This is a genomic window from Saccharomonospora amisosensis (assembly GCF_011761185.1).
Taxonomy (GTDB): domain Bacteria; phylum Actinomycetota; class Actinomycetes; order Mycobacteriales; family Pseudonocardiaceae; genus Saccharomonospora_A; species Saccharomonospora_A amisosensis.
This window is the reverse complement of the sequence record NZ_JAAOYM010000001.1, coordinates 4,203,437-4,219,084: the sequence shown is the minus strand read 5'-3', so window position 1 is coordinate 4,219,084 and position 15,648 is coordinate 4,203,437. Positions and strand designations below refer to the sequence as shown.

The following is a 15,648-nucleotide window of genomic DNA, read 5'->3' as shown; positions in this document are numbered from 1 at the left end:
CTTCGGTCGGCGCTGGTGATCTAGGTACCTCGCGACGGGAGCGCAGGACTCACCGGTTTCCGCGGGAGATCGGTATCGGACGTGCAGTGGGGCGAAAGTGTCGGCGAACTGGTAACCGGCCGACAGCAGTTCCGGGAGGTGGGACACAGACCGACAGCCCGCCTGTTACCGCACCTCGGTCGCGTCCCACGTCCGCCTGCCACGAACGTCGGCTGCGGCAAGTCCGTGGTCACGGTCTCGGGGCGGGCAGTCTGCTACTCGCGCTTGGAGAACACCTCCGCGCGGGTGCGGGGACTCGCGGATGTGTGCGGGGGACTCGCGGGTAGTCAGGGTGAGGTGGGTCCGGCAGCCCAGGCGGCGTAGTCGTCCCACGCGCGCAGCGTCGACAGGCTTTCGAACCGGCGGGGTAGGCCCGAGACCGGGTCGGTGAACTCGAGCACCTTGGCGAGCAGTTGCAGCGGGCGGGTGAAGTCGCCGAGAGTGGTTTCGGTCAGCTCCGGATAGAAGGTGTCGCCGAGGATGGGCAACCCCAGCGAGTTCATGTGCACGCGTAGCTGGTGTGTCCTGCCGGTCGCGGGCAGCAGCCGGTAGCGGCCGAGCCCGTCACGATGCTCCACGAGTTCGACCCGCGTCTCGGCGTTGAAGTCGCCCGGGACCTCCATCGCCTTCAGGACCCCGCGCTCCTTGACGATGCGGCTTCGTACCGTCACCGGCAGCTCGACAGCGGGGTTGTACGGCGCGATCGCCTCGTACTCCTTGCGGACGGCCCGATCGCGGAACAGGTTCTGGTACGGAGCCCGTAGCTGCCTGCGGGTGACGAACATGACCAAGCCCGCGGTACCCCGATCCAGCCGATGTGCCGGGCTCAGCTCTGGCAGCCCGAGGTCGCGACGCAGCCGCACCAGCGCGGTCTCCAGCACGTGCTGCCCTCGTGGAATGGTGGCCATGAAGTGCGGCTTGTCCACGACGACCAGATCGTCATCGCGGTGCACGATGCCGATGTCGAACGGCACGGGCACCTCGGCGGGCAGGTCGCGATGAAACCAGATCAGCGCGTTCGGCTGGAACGGAGTGCGTTGGGTGATCGGGCCATCGAGTCCGACGATGCGCTCCTGCCGCAGCATCTCGTCGATACGGTGCGGCTCCAGTCGTGGCAGCCGGTCTACGAGGTGGTCACGCACGGTCGCCCACGGCCCGGCCGCGGGCAGCCGCAGCCGGGCCGCGTCGAGCCCGTGGCGCTGCGGCAGGGGCGACTTCGGACGTCTCATGTCCCGCACTCTAGCCGGGCACGCGCGCCGCGCGCACCGGGTCCGCCTCGCGTCGAGACCCGTGCGAGGAGTCCTAACGGGACAGAGCTGGTTACGCCTGGCCCTCGCGACGTGCCCGACCCTGCATGCCATCGAGCAGGTAGCCAAGCCCTTCCGTGAAGCTGGCGTCCCAGTCGTGTTCGGTCAGGTAGCCCTGTTCCACGAGCGTGGGGTACCGCTCGCGCTCGGTCCACAGGTAGGCGGCGGCGGAGTCCCGCGCGTTGTCGCCCCGCAGCCTCCACTGCGATTCGGAAAGTGCCGAGCCGATCACGTAGTTGGCCAGCCCGTGCACGGCGGTGATCAGTCGCGGGCCGAGCAGCCCCGCCCGCAGCACCGCCCGGTGCAAGAACTCGGTTCGTGCCAATACGTTCGGGCCGAGCATGGGCCGCTCCACCATGGTCGCCGACCACGGGTGGCGAACCATTACCGCCCGCCACTGGGTGAGCAGCGCCACCAGGTCGGCGCGCCAGTCCTGACTCTCCGGCGGGAGTACCACCTCGGCGAAGATCGCGTCCAGCGCGAGATCGAGCACGTCGTCTTTGGTCTGGACATGCCAGTACAGCGTCGTCGGCCCGTGTCGCAGGCGTTGGGCGAGCTTGCGCATGGTCAGCCCAGCGGACCCTTCCTCGTCCAGCAGCGCCACCGCCTCGTTCACGATCCGTTCCCGAGTCAGCGGCGCCTCGCCCCCGCCCCGAGAGGGTCGAGAACGTACCGCCACCTCGGGTGGTAATTCGCTGTCGGCCATCACTCCAACCTAGTGTGTTCTTCCCGTTTCCGAACAGCTTCGCGGAAAGATCCGCGAACGCCGATCACACGTTGCGGGGCGTGACGAGCCCGGATTCGTAGGCAAGCACCACCAACTGTGCGCGGTCACGCGCGTGCAGTTTCACCATCGCCCTGCTGACATGGGTCTTCGCCGTCGTAGGGCTGATCACCATGTGTTCGGCGATCTCGACGTTGGAAAGGCCGCGCGCCACGAGGGCGACGACCTCCCGCTCCCGGTTGGTCAGTACGTCGAGGGTCCTCGCCGACGAGCCCGACGGTGGTCTGGACACGAACTCACTGATCAACCTGCGGGTCACGGAAGGAGCCAACAACGAGTCACCCCTGGCCGCGACGCGGACGGCGTGCAGCAGGTCGTCGGGGTCGATGTCCTTGACCAGGAACCCGCCCGCTCCCGCCCTGAGTGCGTTGAACACGTACTCGTCGAAGCCGTAGTTGGTCAGGATCACCACATGAACCCCGTCGAGCCGTTCGTCGGCCGCGATGAGTCTGGTCAGCTCGATCCCGTCGAGCACGGGCATCTGGATGTCGACGAGGGCGACGTCCGGCAGAGTGGCCGTGACGAGGTCGAATCCGGCTCTGCCGTCGGCGGCCTCGCCGACGACCTCGATGCCGTCCTCCGCGTCGAGCAGCGCGCGGAACCCGCCCCTGATCAGCGCCTGGTCGTCCACCAGCACGACTCGAATCACGCGAGCTTTCCTTCCAACGGCAGCGCGGCCTCCACGGTGAACCCGCCGCCGGGGCGAGCACCCGCGCTCAACCGCCCGCCCAGGGCAGTCACGCGTTCGCGCATGCCGAGCAGGCCGACACCGGGCACCGGCGGTTCGCGCGGGTCCGCGGACCCGTTGTCGTCGATTCGGAGGATGAGTTCCTTGGCACCGAACCCAACCTTCACCGATGCCTCGCCGGAGCCCGCGTGGCGGGCGACGTTGGTGAGCGCTTCCTGCACGATGCGATATGCGGCCGTGTCGACATCGGAGGGCAGTTCACTGGTGTGGCCGTCGATGGACACCTTCGCCGTGACGCCCGCGGCGGCGGCCTGCTCGACGAGTGCGGGCAGGGCCGCGAGGCCGTGGGTGCCGCCAGTGATCACGTCGTCGCGCAGTACTTCCAGTGTCGCCCGCAGCTCCTTGCTCGCCTCTGCGCTGGCGTGCTGTATCGCGAGCAGCGCCTCTGGGATGTCCTCGCCGCGTTTTCTCGCCAGGTGTATGGCGACACCCGCCTGCAACTTGATGATCGAGATCTGGTGGGTGAGCGAGTCGTGCAGCTCGCGGGCGATACGCACGCGTTCCTCCTCCGCGCGGCGGCGAGCCACCTCCTCCCGGGTTCGCAGCGCCTCGTCAGCCCGTTGCTCAGCCTGCCGCAGGTAGGCCCGGCGATGCCGGGTGACCTCACCGAGCACCAGCGCGGCGAAGAACCAGCCCACCGGCAGGATGGCGTCCTGGATCGCCGCTGCCGTGAACGTGCCGCCCTCGGCGGCGAGGTTGTCCAGCACGGAGAACACCATCAGCGGCACCACGACCGCGATACCCCACACTCGGTGCCCGACGCTGACGGCGGTGTAAATCGCGATCAGCACCGGCACGCCGGCGATGGCACCCGGTTCCACGCGTGACAGGTACGCCAGTCCCAGCACCAAGCTCACCAGTAACACGGTGCGCGGGAAGCGTGCCCGCACGGCGATCACCAGCGAACCGGTGAACAGCAGTGCGTAGTCCAGTGGTGCCAGTCGTGCCTGCCCCAGCAGCGCGTCCGCCAGGACCAGCGCGGTGACGCCCACGGCGAGCGCGGCATCGAGCAGGTCGGACCGCCGACCCCGGATCGGGTCCATAGCCGAACACTAGCCCGATTCCGGCCGCGGGTCGTTGGCCGAGCGGCGTACTTCCCCCGGCGTAGTGGCTGGGTCGCACTTCTGCGCCCGGCGTGGTCGGGAAGCCTTCGCCTGCGCGACGCGGGCAGGTCATGTCGGCGAGCAGCATTGGTGACAGTTCGACTCGGAACAAGGGAGCACATCATGATGTTCGTCGAGGTCTTGACCACCAGCGGTTCACTTACCGAGCGGCAGCGGGAGCGAATCAACACCCGGTTCATCGAGCAGATGACCGGTCAGGGCGAGGACGGCGCCGAGGCAGCCGCGCCGGAGGAAGTGCTGCGGGCGGCGCGAGGGTTGTTTCAACTCGCCTTCCACGAAGCGGATGCGTGGTTCGTAGCTGGACAACGCATCGGTGAGGGGCAGCCGTCGAGGTTCGTCGTGCGCGCGACCGTGCCGCACGCGTGGCTGCAGGAAACCAGCGCACACCTGATCAAAACCATGACCGGCATTCTCGCCGAGATCGACGGCGGCGAGCGGCTGTACGAGGAGCCGCACGCATGGATTCACGTGGTGGGTGTCGCGGACGGTTCTATTGGAGCGTTCGGTAAGCCGCTGAGTGGCAACGACATCGTCAAGCTCATCACCAAGTCGCACCGCGAGTCACCGAAGCCGCCGAGCGACCTGCCTCCGGAGAAGGGCTTCGACCCGGTTTGCGGCATGACGGTGCCGTGGCAGCACGCGGCGGGAACGGCCGAGCACGGGGGCGTCAGGTACGCCTTCTGTAGTAGGGGTTGCCGCGAGGTGTTCGTCGAGGAGCATCCGGACGCTGCCTGACGTGCGAAGGCCGGTGCGAAACGTGCGGGTGGGCTGGTGGTAACCCGGCTGGATGACCCACAGTGGCGAGGTGGATACGATGTCGGAGGTTTCCAACCTTGCTCGAGGGGAGCTCGACCCGCATGTCCACAGACAACGCCGACAACAACGATTCGGAGATCGTCGTACTGGACGATGGTGTTCCGACCGCGGCCCGCGTCTACGACGTGATGCTGGACGGCAAGGACAACTACGCCATCGACAGGCAGGTCGCCGAGGCAAGCCTTGCCGTCATGCCGGAGCTCAAGGAGATCGCCCTGCACAACAGAGCGATCCTGCATCGCGTTGTGCGCTACCTCGCCACCGAGGAGGGCATCACGCAGTTCCTCGACCTCGGTTCCGGACTGCCCACGGTGCGCAACACCCACGAGGTGGCTCAGGAGGCCAACCCCGAGGCGCGGGTCGTCTACGTCGACATCGACCCGATCGTGCTCGCGACCGGCAGGGCGATCCTGCAGGACAACGAGAACACCACCGTGGTGACGGCCGACATCCGCAAGCCCCGCGAGGTCCTCGATCACCCCCAGGTGCGGGCGATGATCGACTTCGAGAAGCCGGTGTGCGTCATGCTGTGCGGGATTCTGCACCACATCCTGGATGAGGAGGACCCGCAGGGAATCGTCACCGCGTTGCGCGAGGCCGTGCCGTCCGGCTCGTTCTTCTTCATCACCAACTTCACCAGGCTCGGCGACTCACCCGAGAGCGAGGAGTTGGAACGGGTGCTGCTGTCCCAACTCGGCACGGGCAGGGTGCGCACAGCTGAGGAGCTGGCTCGGTTCTTCGACGGCCTCGAACTGCTGAGCCCCGGGCTGGTGCCGCTTCCGTTGTGGCGGCCGGACGAGATCGTCACCGACGCGACGACCGTCGGCGTGCGGTTTATGACAGGCGGTGTCGCCCGCAAGCCGTGAGGCGAAAGCCCGAGGCCGGGCCCGGCGGTTCCGGGGCCCGGCCTCGGCGATCCAGGCGCGGCGCTGGGGTCAGGTCCGCCTGCCCTCGAGCTTGTCGCGCATCCTGTCGATCATTCCGGCGCCCGGCGCGAGGATTCGGTTCGCAGGTGGCTTGTCCGGCGCCTGCGGGTGCGGCCGGGTGGGTGCGGTTCGCTTCGCCTTCGTCACTTTCCGCCCAAGCGACACCAGCTCTTGTTCGTCCATCACGGACTCGAGCTTGGGAAGCAGGTCGGTTTCCTCGTCTTCCACATGGTGCCGGATCGAGTCCATGAGGTTGCCGAGTAGCTGGTCGAACTTCGGGTCCGTCGCGTCGAGACCCTCCAGCTGTTTCATCAGGAGTTCGGCCTGGGAGTGCTCCTCGATCTCGTGATCGGCGATCTCGTCACCGTTGGAAAGGTGCTTGCGTGCCGCGGGATACAGGTACTGCTCCTCGGCGACCGAGTGGCGGACGAGTTCGGCGATCACGTGGTCGGCCAGCTCCCTGCGCCGCTTCGGGTCGGCGGTGCGGTCCTCTAGTTCGGAGAACACCTGTTCCACGTCCCTGTGGTCCCGCACGATCACGCCGATCAGGTCCTCGCGTTCCGCCGTGCTCATGACCTCTCCCTTCATCCCTCCCGGGAACCGATGGTGATGGTGGTTTGCTGCCGCTGGTTGTCGCGCACGTACTCGACCGGCACCCGCTGGCCGGGTTCGCTGCGGCGAAGCGCCGTCAGCAGCTCTTCGACGCTGCCGATGCCTGCGTCGCCGAAGCGCACCAGCACATCGCCTCGTCGCAGGCCCGCGTCCGCCGCGGGGCTGCCCCGCTCAACGCCAACGACGAGGGCGCCCTCCCTGGTCTGGATACCGAGTTGTTGCCTGATCGACTCGGTGAGCCTGCCCAGCGACAGCCCGAGGTAGGGGTGCGTGGCCGTGCCGTCTTCGAGTAGTTCGGCTGTCGTGTCGAGCACCGTCGACGTGGGGATGGCGAAGCCGAGCGACACCGCGCCCGCGCTCGGCGGGATGTAGGCCTCGTTGATGCCTATGACGCGCCCCTCGGCGTCCAGCAGCGCGCCGCCGGAGTTGCCGGGGGAGATCGAGGCGTCGGTCTGAATCAGATCCACCAGCGACCGGCTCTGTGCCGCCGATCCGGGAATCTCTCGGTGCAGCCCGGACACGATGCCCGCGGTGACCGAGTTTTCGAAGCCGAGTGGACTGCCGATGGCGACCGCTCGCTCGCCCGGCCGCGGTAGCTGCTCGCGGAACTCGGGTACGGGCAGGCCACCGCGCTCGGTGCGCAGCACCGCGAGATCGGTGACCCGGTCGGTCGCGAGCACGGTCGCGCCCGACTCGGTTCCGTCGGCGTAGGTGAGGGTGACCTGGCGTTGATCGGTGACCACGTGCTGGTTCGTGATAACGATGTTGTCGCGCAACACAACACCGCTGCCGATGCCGTCGGCGGAGGTACGCACGGTGACCACACTGGGTTCCACGCGCTCCACCAGGTCGGCGTAGCCGGAGTCCTCGGGGGCCTGCGCGCTGTTGCCGGGTTCGCCCACCGACTGGCCCGGAGTGTCCTGCTGCTCGCCGGTGCAGCCCGCGACGAACAATACGGCCGTGGCCACGGTTCAACACGCTCAGTCGGGAAGGCACGGCGGATGGCTACCCAGCCTGGCTGTCGGCGAATCCGCACGCGGTCACGAACGGACAAAGGCGTGGTTGCCAGGAAGGTCCGCAGGGAACCCAACGGTTGCCCGGCACGACCGCAAGCGGAGAGGAGTCGGCTGTGCGAGCGGCAGTCACCTTGATTGTGGCCGCGTTCGCCCTGGTGGGCGCTTGTGGGGGTGAGGCGAATCCACCAAGTGAATCCGGCGAGCTCACGACTTCTCCGCCGCCTGCCTCACCGTCGGAGGGCGAGGAGGTGCTTGTGCGCGGCATCGTGCAGACCGGTGTCGAGCCAGGATGCCTGCTGCTGATCACGCCGGGACGCGAGTACCTGCTGCTCGACGCACCGCAGGTGGAGGTGGGCAAGCGGTACCTCGTGCGCGGCAAGCTACGGCCCGGCGCGGCGACGACGTGTATGCAGGGCACACCGATGACCGTGCTGCGGGCCGATCCGCTGTGAGGAGGCCATCGTGAATCCGCGACGCAGGACAGGCGAGCAGTCTCGCCCACCCATGGTTCCCGAGGAGCAGTACGGACCGTGGAAGGGGATGCGGCCGCCGCACACCAACCCGTCCGCGGTTCCCGCGGACCGCTACCAGCGACCGTCCCGGCCTGTGCCGTTTCGTGACGTGCTGGCTGGATTCCCCAGCGCCATGGTGTTCCTCAGCGGCGTGTGGCTGCTGGTTTTGCCGTTCCTGATCGAGCACCCCGGCACCGCGGCAGGGATAAACGCGGTGTGGAACGACGTAGGGGCAGGCCTCGTGTTCGTCGTCCTCGGCGCGACCAGGGCGGTGTCGCCGTTCAGCACCTTGTGGGCGGGTTGGCTGACTCTTCTTGTCGGAGGCTGGCTGATCGCGGCGCCCTACGTGCTGGGCTACCGAGGTGGCGACGTCGCGGGTGCCACGGCGAACGACGTGGTGGTCGGGGCGGTCGTCATCGGACTCACGGTGGTCAGCCTGGTGTTGAGCCTGCGCTGGCGTGGGGCTGAGAGCACGCGACGGGAAGGTGAAGGTGAGCGCCAATGACCGAGCCCGAACTGCCTCGGCACGCCGTGCTGGCGTGCTTCGACGGCTCGGAAGGGTCGATGTCGGCGGTCCGCTGGGCCGCGAACGAGGCGCGTGCACGAGGCAAGCCACTGATCGTCGTGCAGTCCTTCGAGTGGGCCATGCCCCTCGTCGGCCCGGGCGCGACGAGTACGAGCGCCTACGGCGAGGACACCGTGCGTGAGTTCGCCGCCGACCAGCTGGCCGACGTTGAGCAGGAGGCCCGCAGGCTGGCACCGGAGATAACCGTGCACACCACGATGCCGGACGGTCGACCGGAGGACACCGTGCCCAAGCTCGCCGAGGAGCTCGATCCGGTGCTGGTGGTGCTCGGGGCTTCGGGCCGGGGCGCGGTGGCCAGAGTGCTGCTCGGCTCCACAGCCGCCGAGCTGGCCAGGACGCTGCGGCACCCGCTGGTTGTGGTCAGGGGCGAACCGCCGCCCGAAGGCGCACCGGTAGTGGTCGGTGTGGATGGTGCGGGTACAAGTGAAAGGGCATTGGAGTTCGCCGTCGATTTCGCCGAGCGGCACGGTGTCGGCGTAAGGGCGGTACATGCCTGGTCGGACTGGCCACTCGACGTGTTCGCGACCGCGCCGCCCGGCCAGGTCGGGCTGGATCACGTGGACAACACGACGCAGGAACTCGCTCGCAAACGGGTGGAGGCGCTCCGTGGCCGACACGCAGGCACGCCGGTGGACTGGGAGCCGGTGACGGAACCGGCCGCGGGCGCGCTGCTGGACCGGGCCGAGGGAGCCGCCCTTGTTGTAGTCGGCAGCCACGGCAGGGGAGCGCTGGGCAGGGCATTGCTCGGCTCGGTGAGTCACGCCGTGCTCTACCACGCGCCCTGTCCCGTCGCCGTGCTCCGCGAAACACATGACGCACACGAGGAGGACACGTCATGAGCACACCGCACAACACACGGGCGGAAACGACCCCGCAGCGTGCCGTGGCCACGTACCACTCCTACGAGGAGGCCGAGCGGGCGGTGGACTACCTGTCCGACAACGAGTTTCCGGTACAGCGCACCGTGATCGTCGGCAGGGGACTCGACATGGTCGAGCAGATCACCGGTCGCTACACGTACTGGTCCGCCGCGGGCAAGGGAGCGGCGAACGGCGCCGTCGTCGGCGCGTTGTTCGGTTGGTTGTTCGGCCTGTTCGGCTGGGTGGCGCCGCTGATCGCCGACCTGCTGCTGTGCGCTGTTCGGTGCCGTCATCGGCGGGGTGCTGGGTGCTCTGCTCGGCATCGCGAAGCACGCAGGCACCGGAGGCAGGCGTGACTTCAGTTCGGTCCCGCGTTTCCGGGCAGAGTCCTACCAGTTGCTCGCTGACGCCGACGTGGCTGACAGGGCTCAGCAGATGCTGAACGCTCCTGGCGCACCCGGTGTTGGTGAGCGCCGACCCGGCGAGGGCGGTGCGAACGAACAGGCATGACAGGTGCCCACCGAACTCCGAAACGGCGGCGCCCCGGACCTCCACAATGGTCCGGGGCGCCGCGGTGTTTCGCGATCGCTGTTACTGGCCTGCCTTCACGCCAGGCTCGCCCACCTGATACTGGATCGTGCGCTTCGGCTCCTCGCCGGGCTTGTTCGGCTCGGCTGCTCGCTTGCCCATCGGCAGGACCACCCGCTTGAAGGTGGCCTCGAGCACCATGGCGCTTGCCGTGTACCACGCGAGCACAGCCGAGGCGACCAGCACCCAACCTGCGGCGGTCTGGAGACCGGAGAACTCGCCCAGCAGACCGATCGCCAGCAGGGTGGCACCTGCCGCGAGGGTGAGCAGGACCGCCGAGACGGCGAGGTTCTCCACCGCAGCCGCCACGGAGCCGACCCAGGTGATTGCCGCCAACGCGATGAACCAGAAGCCGAATCCACCCGCCGCTATGGGGCTCTCGGTGAACCCCGGCAGCACCCCGAAGGCCACGAAGAAGTAGTAAAGGCCGTATGCGATCCAGAAGGAACCCCACGCGCCGTGTACTCCGGTGGCGAGTGCGTCCCTCGCCCGGTATGCCCACATCCCGGCAAGGAACTGGGCGATCCCGCCGAAGGTGAACACGAACGGCGCGAGTACCACGGGCGTGGCTTCGTTGCCGTACCAGCCTGCGAGGTTGGCCGCGACGATGAAGGTCGCCGCGGCCAAGCCGTAGAGGCCGAGAATCGACGGCGCCGCGACCGGACTGAGGGTGATCTGCGTGTGTTCACGCCAGAACGTGAACTCGTTTCCGTCCGCGGCTTGGCCGTGACCGTCGGCGGCTCTCGCGCTGTGTGTCGTCGGTTGCTGGGTCACTGGGTCACCTCCTTGGGTGCGGTGTGCGTCAGGACCCGTTGGGGTCGTACCCGGCGGCAACGGTGTGAACACCGGTTGGTCGACTCGTTGCCCGTTCGTGATTCGAGCGCTCCGTGTTGTCACCGAGGGATGCGGGGTACACCGGTTCAGGCCTGCTGTTCTGGCGTGCAGGAGGGACGGGAAGGAATGCCAAGCGAGCGGTCCGGTGACAACAACCCGATAGGGCTGTACACCCGAGAGATCCGCATGTCCCTGCGGAACAACTCGGGTGCCTACGGTTTCACGGTGACGGTCACCTGCTCACTTTCCATGCTCTCGGCCGTGAACACCGCTCCCTCACCGCTGCAGATCTTCCTCTTCGTCTTCGGCGCCGTGACCAGCTTCCTCGTCGTCGAAACGCTCGCCACCCGGCTGTTCCGTCGCTCGCTGGGCGGGGACGAGAAGTCCAACGTGGTGGCGCTGGGCAGTTCGCTCGGGGTGCTCTCGATCTCGCTCGCCGTCGGGGCCGCGGCGCTTTGCGGCGTACTGCTGCCCGCCACGCCCTCGTGGTTCGTGGGTTCCTTCGCCGCCTCGGTGACCTACCTGCTGGTGAACGCACTGGAGATGGGCATCGCGCGGCGGGTGGAAGAGGCGCGCGACCTCGCGTAGCGCTGATTACTCCTGCTGGGCAGTCTCCCCGGTGCCGGCCTCTCCGGCATCCGGCTCCTGCCTGTGTTCGGCGATGGCCAGCACCGCGCCCTTCGCAGCCGCCAGCACCGGAACGGCGAACAGGATGCCCGCGATGCCACCCTCGGCGCCACCGATGATCAGCGCGACCAGCACGACTGCCGGGTGCAGACGCGAGAAGTTGCCCTGCAACACCGGTTGCAGTACCTGACCCTCGAGCTGCTGAACACCGAGCACCACTCCGGTGATGATGAGCGCAGCCACGAAACCGTTGCTGACCAGCGTCACGACCACCGCGAGCACCCCGGACGCCACTGCACCGACGTAGGGCACGAAGCCGCCGAGAAACACCAGGGCCGCGAGTGGCACGGTGAGAGGCACCCCGACGATGGCCAGTCCGATACCGATGCCGAGCGCGTCGATGAACGCGACGAGGGCGGTGACCCGAACGTAAAGGACGACGCCGCGATAGGCCCTTCGCCCCGCGTCGTCCACGATCTCCCTGGTGCGCGGCCGCCACGGCAGCAGCATGAACGACCACAGCTTGGGTGCGTCGTAGAGGAACATCACGAACAACACGATGGCGACCACCAGGCCGACCACGAAGGCGCTGATGGTGCTGAACGCACCGACGGCCTGCGAGATCACGGCCTGTTGGTTGCCCGACAACCACTGCTGGACCCGGTCGAGCAGGCCACCGCTGGCCTGGAAGGGGCTTTCGTTGAGCCAGTTCTGTAGTTGCGCGACGCTTTCGAGGACCCGTAGCCGAAGCTCGTCGTAGGCGTCCACGATCGACAGCACCATGAACGTCACGATGCCGCCCACCACAACCAGTCCGACGATGAGCGCAGCGAGCACCGCGAGGCTCCGGGGCCAGCGGTGGCGCACCAGCCAGGAGACGATCGGTTCGAGCAGCGCTGTGAGCAGCAGCGCGACCAGCACCGGGATCACCACGTAGCTGAGGTGTTTGACGATGGCGGTCAGCGCCCACAGGGCCACGACCACCAGCAGGAATTGGGCGGAGACGATCGCCGCGCGCCGCAGCAGGCCCGACGTGAGCCGCACGCGGGGCTCGGTCATTTCGGCAATTCCCAGAAGGTGGGCCCGACCGGCCCAGTGAAGTCACCCCTGGCGTAGAAGAAGCCCGACTCGTCGACGGCGATGGGCAGTTGCGGCAGCGGCCGTGTCGCGGGGCCGAAGATGGGCTTCGCGTGCTGGTTGAGGTCGAACTGCGACTGGTGACACGGGCAAAGCAGCCGGTTGACCCGCTTCTCCCACAGGTTCACCGCGCACCCGAGGTGAGTGCAGATGCGGGAGAAGACGTAGTAGTCGCCGTAGTTCATCCCGGCCCGGTCGGGGCGGTACTCCACGCGCTCGCCCGGTCGGAAGCGAAACAGTGTCGCAGGGTTGTCGGCGCGACTCAACACTTCCTTCAGCTGCTGCGGGTTGCCACGCTCCGACTCCCGAAACGGGTAAACGGCCACCAGCCCACCGGGGTCGATATCGCCGGGGCGAACCAGTTCCACCTGCTCGGGGTCCGTTGTCTCGGTGCGCAGGTAGACCTTCTCCCCGTCCTCGGGATACCAGCCGGTGTGCCACAGCGTGTCGGCCTCACCGCGTCGCGGCCCCGGCTGCCAGGGGCTCTCCACGAACCCGCCCACACCGATCACCGCGACGCTGGCGCCCGCCACCCCTGCGCCGATGCCCATGGCGCGACCGAATACCGAGCGCCTGCGAACCCCGACGTTGTCGGCCGCGTCCCCGACGGTGGCGACGAAGACCTCCTGGTCCTCCTCGCTCGACGGACCGGTCGGATGACGTTGCTGTACGGCTGTCTCTTTGGGCAGCACTCGCCTGACGTAGTTGATCAAGGCGCCGAACACGCCGATGAGGGAAAGGCCCAGCCACAGCCCAAGCAGCGGCGTGTAGGCCCGGTACAGCACATGACCGGGTTCCTCCGGCGGCTCGTATCGCCACGGCCAGGCGATGTAGTGGGTGATGGCCGCCGCCCCGGTGACGGCCGCGAGCGCCCAGAACAGCAGCACGGGCCTGCGCGCCCGGCGTTCGGCGGACGTGCCGGGGCGATGTCTGCTCTCGTATTCGACGAGTTCGACCCCGTCGGCCTCCGCCCCCTGCCGCAGGAGTTCACTTCGCCGCTCGTCCTGCCCGTCGGCCATCACTCCTCCATGACGGATGACACGGATGACATAGCCCGTGGCCGGGTATCCGCTGGCGGTGAATCGAAACCAGTGGCGTACCTGGGCGGTTATCGCCAGCTCGGTGCTTCCCGTGGCCCTGGTCGGTTGTGCGGACCAGCCGGAGATTGAGAGCAGCCCGGTGGGAGCCAATGCCACCGCCGAGGCGATCCAGTTGAGCAACGTCCTCGTGGACCCGCCACCTGAGGGCGACAGCTACAAGCCGCACGAAAGCGCGGTCGTGCGGTTCACGGTGTTCAACCAGGCGTCGCAGCCCGACGAGTTGAAGTCCGTCGAGGCGGAGGTCGCGACCGAGGTGCGACTGATGTGGGACCAGGACTGCGACGGCACCGCCGAGCCTTCGTCCGCCATTCCGGTCAGGGCCGAAGGGACCGTGCCAGACCCGATGGGCGATCCGCCGTTCGCCGGAACCGTGTACTTCCTCGAGATGGAGGGGCTCAAGGAAGAACTCCGGTCAGGGACCACGGTGCCACTGGTGTTCGAGTTCGAGGAAGCGGGCAGTATCGCGGTGCCCGCCACGGTGCTGACCGGCGAAGAAGCGACACTGCCGCCGCTGGGCTGCCGCCACGGCTGACTCGTTTGTCGTCGCACCCGCGGGGTAGCCCCATGGTATGGCCGGGCAGTTGCCATGCCATGCGGTCCGCCTGACAGGCGAGACCCCTTCGACCGATGACGGCGGGAGCGTACGACTCCCGGAACGGATGGCACGCGGAACGATCAACTAGTGAGTGCAGGAGCCCGCCATGTTGAGCCACCACGAACGGCAGGAGCTCGAGCGGATCCAGCAGTGGTTCGAGCTCGACGACCCGCACCTCGCCAGGGCACTCGGCCAGGGCTCGCCACCGAGGACGAATCTACGCTCGCGCCTGGCTCGTCTCGGCATGGACGCGCTGGCGATCGGCCTGGTCGTGCTCGGCGCGGTGACCCTGAACTTCGGGCTGATCTTCTTCGGTGCGGTAATGCTCGCGGTCGCCGCGTGCTTGCACGTCACCCACTTCAGCGACGGGATGCCGACGCGGTATCGCCGGTTGGAATAGCGGTCACCGTTGCCGCGGCCAGCTCATTCCGGTGATGCGTTCGTAAGCTTCGATATAGCGTTTGCGGGTTGCCTCGACGATTTCGTCGGGGATGGCTGGGCCAGGTGGTGTCTTGTCCCAGCCGGTTGCCGAGGCCCAGTCGCGTACGTACTGCTTGTCGAAGGCGAACTGCGGTTTGCCCGGTTGCCATTGATCGGCGGGCCAGAACCGTGACGAGTCCGAGGTGAGCACTTCGTCGCCCAGCGTGAGCGTGCCGTCGTCGGACCAACCGAACTCCAGCTTCGTGTCGGCCACCAGGATGCCTCGGCTCGCGGCGTGTTCGGCACCCTCGCGATAGATGCGCAGGGTGAGGTCGCGCAGCATGGTGGCGGTCTCGCGGCCCTCCATCGCGGCTACGTCTTCGAAGGTGATGGGCTCGTCGTGCCCGGCGTCGGCCTTGGTGGTGGGGGTGAAGATCGGCTCCGGCAGTTTGCTGCCTTCCTGGAGGCCGGTGGGCAGCGGTACCCCGGAAACCGAGCCCTTGCGCCGGTACTCCAGTAGACCGGACCCGCTGAGGTAGCCGCGGGCTATGCACTCGACCTTCACCATCTTCAGCGGCCTGCACCGCACGGCGCGTCCGGAGAACTCGGCGGGGACGTCGGTTGCCGAGATCAGGTGGTTCGGCACGAGGTCGCGCAACCTTTCGAACCACCACACGGAAAGCTGTGTCAGCAACGCGCCCTTCTCCGGGATCGGTGTGGGCAGCGTCACATCGTAGACGGAGATCCGGTCGGAGGCGACCAGCAGCAGATCGCCCCTGTCTTCGTAGACGTCCCGGACCTTGCCGGCGTGCAGGTGCTTCACGTGGTCATCGTAGATGGCGGTCATAGCTGGCCCCCGTTGCCGCTGGTCAGTGGTCGCGCTGTCGGGTGTCCGCCGCGCGGGCGTCGCGTGACCGTACGCGTTCGTAGTGTGATACATCATTGTGGACGGACGCGGCGTAGCGCGGCGTGACGCACTGTCTCGCGATTGCCTTTGCTGCCAGGGAAAACGCCGTC

19 protein-coding genes are annotated in these 15,648 nt (G+C 67.7%); 9 read left to right on the top strand and 10 right to left on the bottom strand.

Going from position 1 to position 15,648, the window contains the following annotated elements; translation table 11 throughout:
- Positions 1-326: 326 nt before the first annotated feature.
- From FHU38_RS20455 to FHU38_RS20440, 4 genes are all read right to left on the bottom strand, one after another.
- Complete coding sequence (locus FHU38_RS20455; protein ID WP_167173818.1) at positions 327-1,268, bottom strand: pseudouridine synthase; 942 nt, start codon at positions 1,266-1,268, stop codon at positions 327-329.
- A 91-nt stretch (positions 1,269-1,359) separates the two neighbouring features.
- Positions 1,360-1,962, bottom strand: coding sequence for a TetR/AcrR family transcriptional regulator C-terminal domain-containing protein (locus FHU38_RS20450; protein ID WP_313886842.1), 603 nt, complete (start codon positions 1,960-1,962; stop codon positions 1,360-1,362).
- A 154-nt stretch (positions 1,963-2,116) separates the two neighbouring features.
- The gene (locus tag FHU38_RS20445) at positions 2,117-2,779 is read right to left on the bottom strand and encodes a response regulator (protein ID WP_167173814.1); all 663 of its coding nucleotides are present in this window, start codon (positions 2,777-2,779) and stop codon (positions 2,117-2,119) included.
- Positions 2,776-3,921, bottom strand: a complete 1,146-nt coding sequence (locus tag FHU38_RS20440; protein ID WP_167173812.1) for a sensor histidine kinase — start codon at positions 3,919-3,921, stop codon at positions 2,776-2,778. The genes FHU38_RS20445 and FHU38_RS20440 overlap by 4 nt, the downstream gene beginning before the upstream one ends.
- 183 nt (positions 3,922-4,104) lie before the next feature.
- On the opposite strand from FHU38_RS20440, the gene FHU38_RS20435 reads away from it, so the two are divergent.
- Together FHU38_RS20435 and FHU38_RS20430 are read left to right on the top strand one after the other, a co-directional pair.
- Entirely contained in the window at positions 4,105-4,737 is a 633-nt protein-coding gene (locus tag FHU38_RS20435; RefSeq protein WP_167173810.1) for a YHS domain-containing protein, read from the top strand.
- Positions 4,738-4,859: 122 nt separating this feature from the next.
- Complete coding sequence (locus FHU38_RS20430; protein WP_167173808.1) at positions 4,860-5,684, top strand: SAM-dependent methyltransferase; 825 nt, start codon at positions 4,860-4,862, stop codon at positions 5,682-5,684.
- 69 nt (positions 5,685-5,753) lie between these two features.
- Here FHU38_RS20430 and FHU38_RS20425 read toward each other — a convergent pair whose 3' ends face one another.
- Both FHU38_RS20425 and FHU38_RS20420 read right to left on the bottom strand, forming a co-directional pair.
- Entirely contained in the window at positions 5,754-6,317 is a 564-nt protein-coding gene (locus FHU38_RS20425; protein WP_167173806.1) for a hemerythrin domain-containing protein, read from the bottom strand.
- 11 nt (positions 6,318-6,328) lie between these two features.
- Positions 6,329-7,324 (bottom strand): S1C family serine protease, encoded by a 996-nt coding sequence (locus FHU38_RS20420; RefSeq protein ID WP_313886841.1) that lies wholly within the window; start codon positions 7,322-7,324, stop codon positions 6,329-6,331.
- 161 nt (positions 7,325-7,485) lie between these two features.
- Here FHU38_RS20420 and FHU38_RS20415 point away from each other — a divergent pair, with 161 nt between their 5' ends.
- Genes FHU38_RS20415 through FHU38_RS20400 form a run of 4 tightly spaced genes read left to right on the top strand, consistent with a single transcriptional unit; the run spans position 7,486 to position 9,686 of the window.
- The gene (locus FHU38_RS20415; protein ID WP_167173804.1) at positions 7,486-7,824 is read left to right on the top strand and encodes a hypothetical protein; all 339 of its coding nucleotides are present in this window, start codon (positions 7,486-7,488) and stop codon (positions 7,822-7,824) included.
- A 10-nt stretch (positions 7,825-7,834) separates the two neighbouring features.
- Positions 7,835-8,389: an SPW repeat protein gene (locus FHU38_RS20410; RefSeq protein ID WP_167173802.1), complete on the top strand. Its 555-nt coding sequence runs from the start codon at positions 7,835-7,837 to the stop codon at positions 8,387-8,389.
- Positions 8,386-9,309: a universal stress protein gene (locus tag FHU38_RS20405; protein ID WP_167173800.1), complete on the top strand. Its 924-nt coding sequence runs from the start codon at positions 8,386-8,388 to the stop codon at positions 9,307-9,309. The genes FHU38_RS20410 and FHU38_RS20405 overlap by 4 nt, the downstream gene beginning before the upstream one ends.
- Positions 9,306-9,686 (top strand): general stress protein, encoded by a 381-nt coding sequence (locus FHU38_RS20400; RefSeq protein WP_243852302.1) that lies wholly within the window; start codon positions 9,306-9,308, stop codon positions 9,684-9,686. Before FHU38_RS20405 ends, FHU38_RS20400 begins: the two co-directional genes overlap by 4 nt.
- 235 nt (positions 9,687-9,921) lie before the next feature.
- Here FHU38_RS20400 and FHU38_RS20395 read toward each other — a convergent pair whose 3' ends face one another.
- Positions 9,922-10,692 carry an acetate uptake transporter family protein gene (locus tag FHU38_RS20395; protein ID WP_167173798.1) on the bottom strand — a complete coding sequence of 257 codons (771 nt, stop codon included), beginning with the start codon at positions 10,690-10,692 and terminating at the stop codon, positions 9,922-9,924.
- Positions 10,693-10,878: 186 nt separating this feature from the next.
- Between FHU38_RS20395 and FHU38_RS20390 the strand changes: the two genes are divergently transcribed.
- Positions 10,879-11,340 carry a hypothetical protein gene (locus tag FHU38_RS20390; RefSeq protein ID WP_167173796.1) on the top strand — a complete coding sequence of 154 codons (462 nt, stop codon included), beginning with the start codon at positions 10,879-10,881 and terminating at the stop codon, positions 11,338-11,340.
- 6 nt (positions 11,341-11,346) lie between these two features.
- Here FHU38_RS20390 and FHU38_RS20385 read toward each other — a convergent pair whose 3' ends face one another.
- Together FHU38_RS20385 and qcrA are read right to left on the bottom strand one after the other, a co-directional pair.
- Positions 11,347-12,438, bottom strand: a complete 1,092-nt coding sequence (locus FHU38_RS20385) for an AI-2E family transporter (protein ID WP_167173794.1) — start codon at positions 12,436-12,438, stop codon at positions 11,347-11,349.
- On the bottom strand, positions 12,435-13,535 hold the full coding sequence (qcrA, locus tag FHU38_RS20380; RefSeq protein ID WP_167173792.1) for a cytochrome bc1 complex Rieske iron-sulfur subunit: 1,101 nt from the start codon (positions 13,533-13,535) through the stop codon (positions 12,435-12,437). The genes FHU38_RS20385 and qcrA overlap by 4 nt, the downstream gene beginning before the upstream one ends.
- 37 nt (positions 13,536-13,572) lie before the next feature.
- Here qcrA and FHU38_RS20375 point away from each other — a divergent pair, with 37 nt between their 5' ends.
- Both FHU38_RS20375 and FHU38_RS20370 read left to right on the top strand, forming a co-directional pair.
- On the top strand, positions 13,573-14,148 hold the full coding sequence (locus FHU38_RS20375; protein WP_208415758.1) for a copper chaperone PCu(A)C: 576 nt from the start codon (positions 13,573-13,575) through the stop codon (positions 14,146-14,148).
- A 169-nt stretch (positions 14,149-14,317) separates the two neighbouring features.
- Entirely contained in the window at positions 14,318-14,611 is a 294-nt protein-coding gene (locus tag FHU38_RS20370) for a DUF3040 domain-containing protein (RefSeq protein WP_167173788.1), read from the top strand.
- A 3-nt stretch (positions 14,612-14,614) separates the two neighbouring features.
- Here the strand turns inward: FHU38_RS20370 and FHU38_RS20365 are convergent, their stop codons facing one another.
- Complete coding sequence (locus FHU38_RS20365; RefSeq protein ID WP_167173785.1) at positions 14,615-15,478, bottom strand: phosphoribosylaminoimidazolesuccinocarboxamide synthase; 864 nt, start codon at positions 15,476-15,478, stop codon at positions 14,615-14,617.
- Between the last annotated feature and the right edge of the window lie 170 nt (positions 15,479-15,648).

Coding starts and splice junctions, on each gene's coding strand:
- FHU38_RS20455 (WP_167173818.1), bottom strand. CDS start 1,268: ATGAGACGTCCGAAGTCGCCCCTGCCGCAGCGCCACGGGCTCGACGCG.
- FHU38_RS20440 (WP_167173812.1), bottom strand. CDS start 3,921: ATGGACCCGATCCGGGGTCGGCGGTCCGACCTGCTCGATGCCGCGCTC.
- FHU38_RS20435 (WP_167173810.1), top strand. CDS start 4,105: ATGATGTTCGTCGAGGTCTTGACCACCAGCGGTTCACTTACCGAGCGG.
- FHU38_RS20430 (WP_167173808.1), top strand. CDS start 4,860: ATGTCCACAGACAACGCCGACAACAACGATTCGGAGATCGTCGTACTG.
- FHU38_RS20425 (WP_167173806.1), bottom strand. CDS start 6,317: ATGAGCACGGCGGAACGCGAGGACCTGATCGGCGTGATCGTGCGGGAC.
- FHU38_RS20405 (WP_167173800.1), top strand. CDS start 8,386: ATGACCGAGCCCGAACTGCCTCGGCACGCCGTGCTGGCGTGCTTCGAC.
- FHU38_RS20400 (WP_243852302.1), top strand. CDS start 9,306: ATGAGCACACCGCACAACACACGGGCGGAAACGACCCCGCAGCGTGCC.
- FHU38_RS20390 (WP_167173796.1), top strand. CDS start 10,879: ATGCCAAGCGAGCGGTCCGGTGACAACAACCCGATAGGGCTGTACACC.
- FHU38_RS20385 (WP_167173794.1), bottom strand. CDS start 12,438: ATGACCGAGCCCCGCGTGCGGCTCACGTCGGGCCTGCTGCGGCGCGCG.
- qcrA (WP_167173792.1), bottom strand. CDS start 13,535: ATGGCCGACGGGCAGGACGAGCGGCGAAGTGAACTCCTGCGGCAGGGG.
- FHU38_RS20370 (WP_167173788.1), top strand. CDS start 14,318: ATGTTGAGCCACCACGAACGGCAGGAGCTCGAGCGGATCCAGCAGTGG.
- FHU38_RS20365 (WP_167173785.1), bottom strand. CDS start 15,478: ATGACCGCCATCTACGATGACCACGTGAAGCACCTGCACGCCGGCAAG.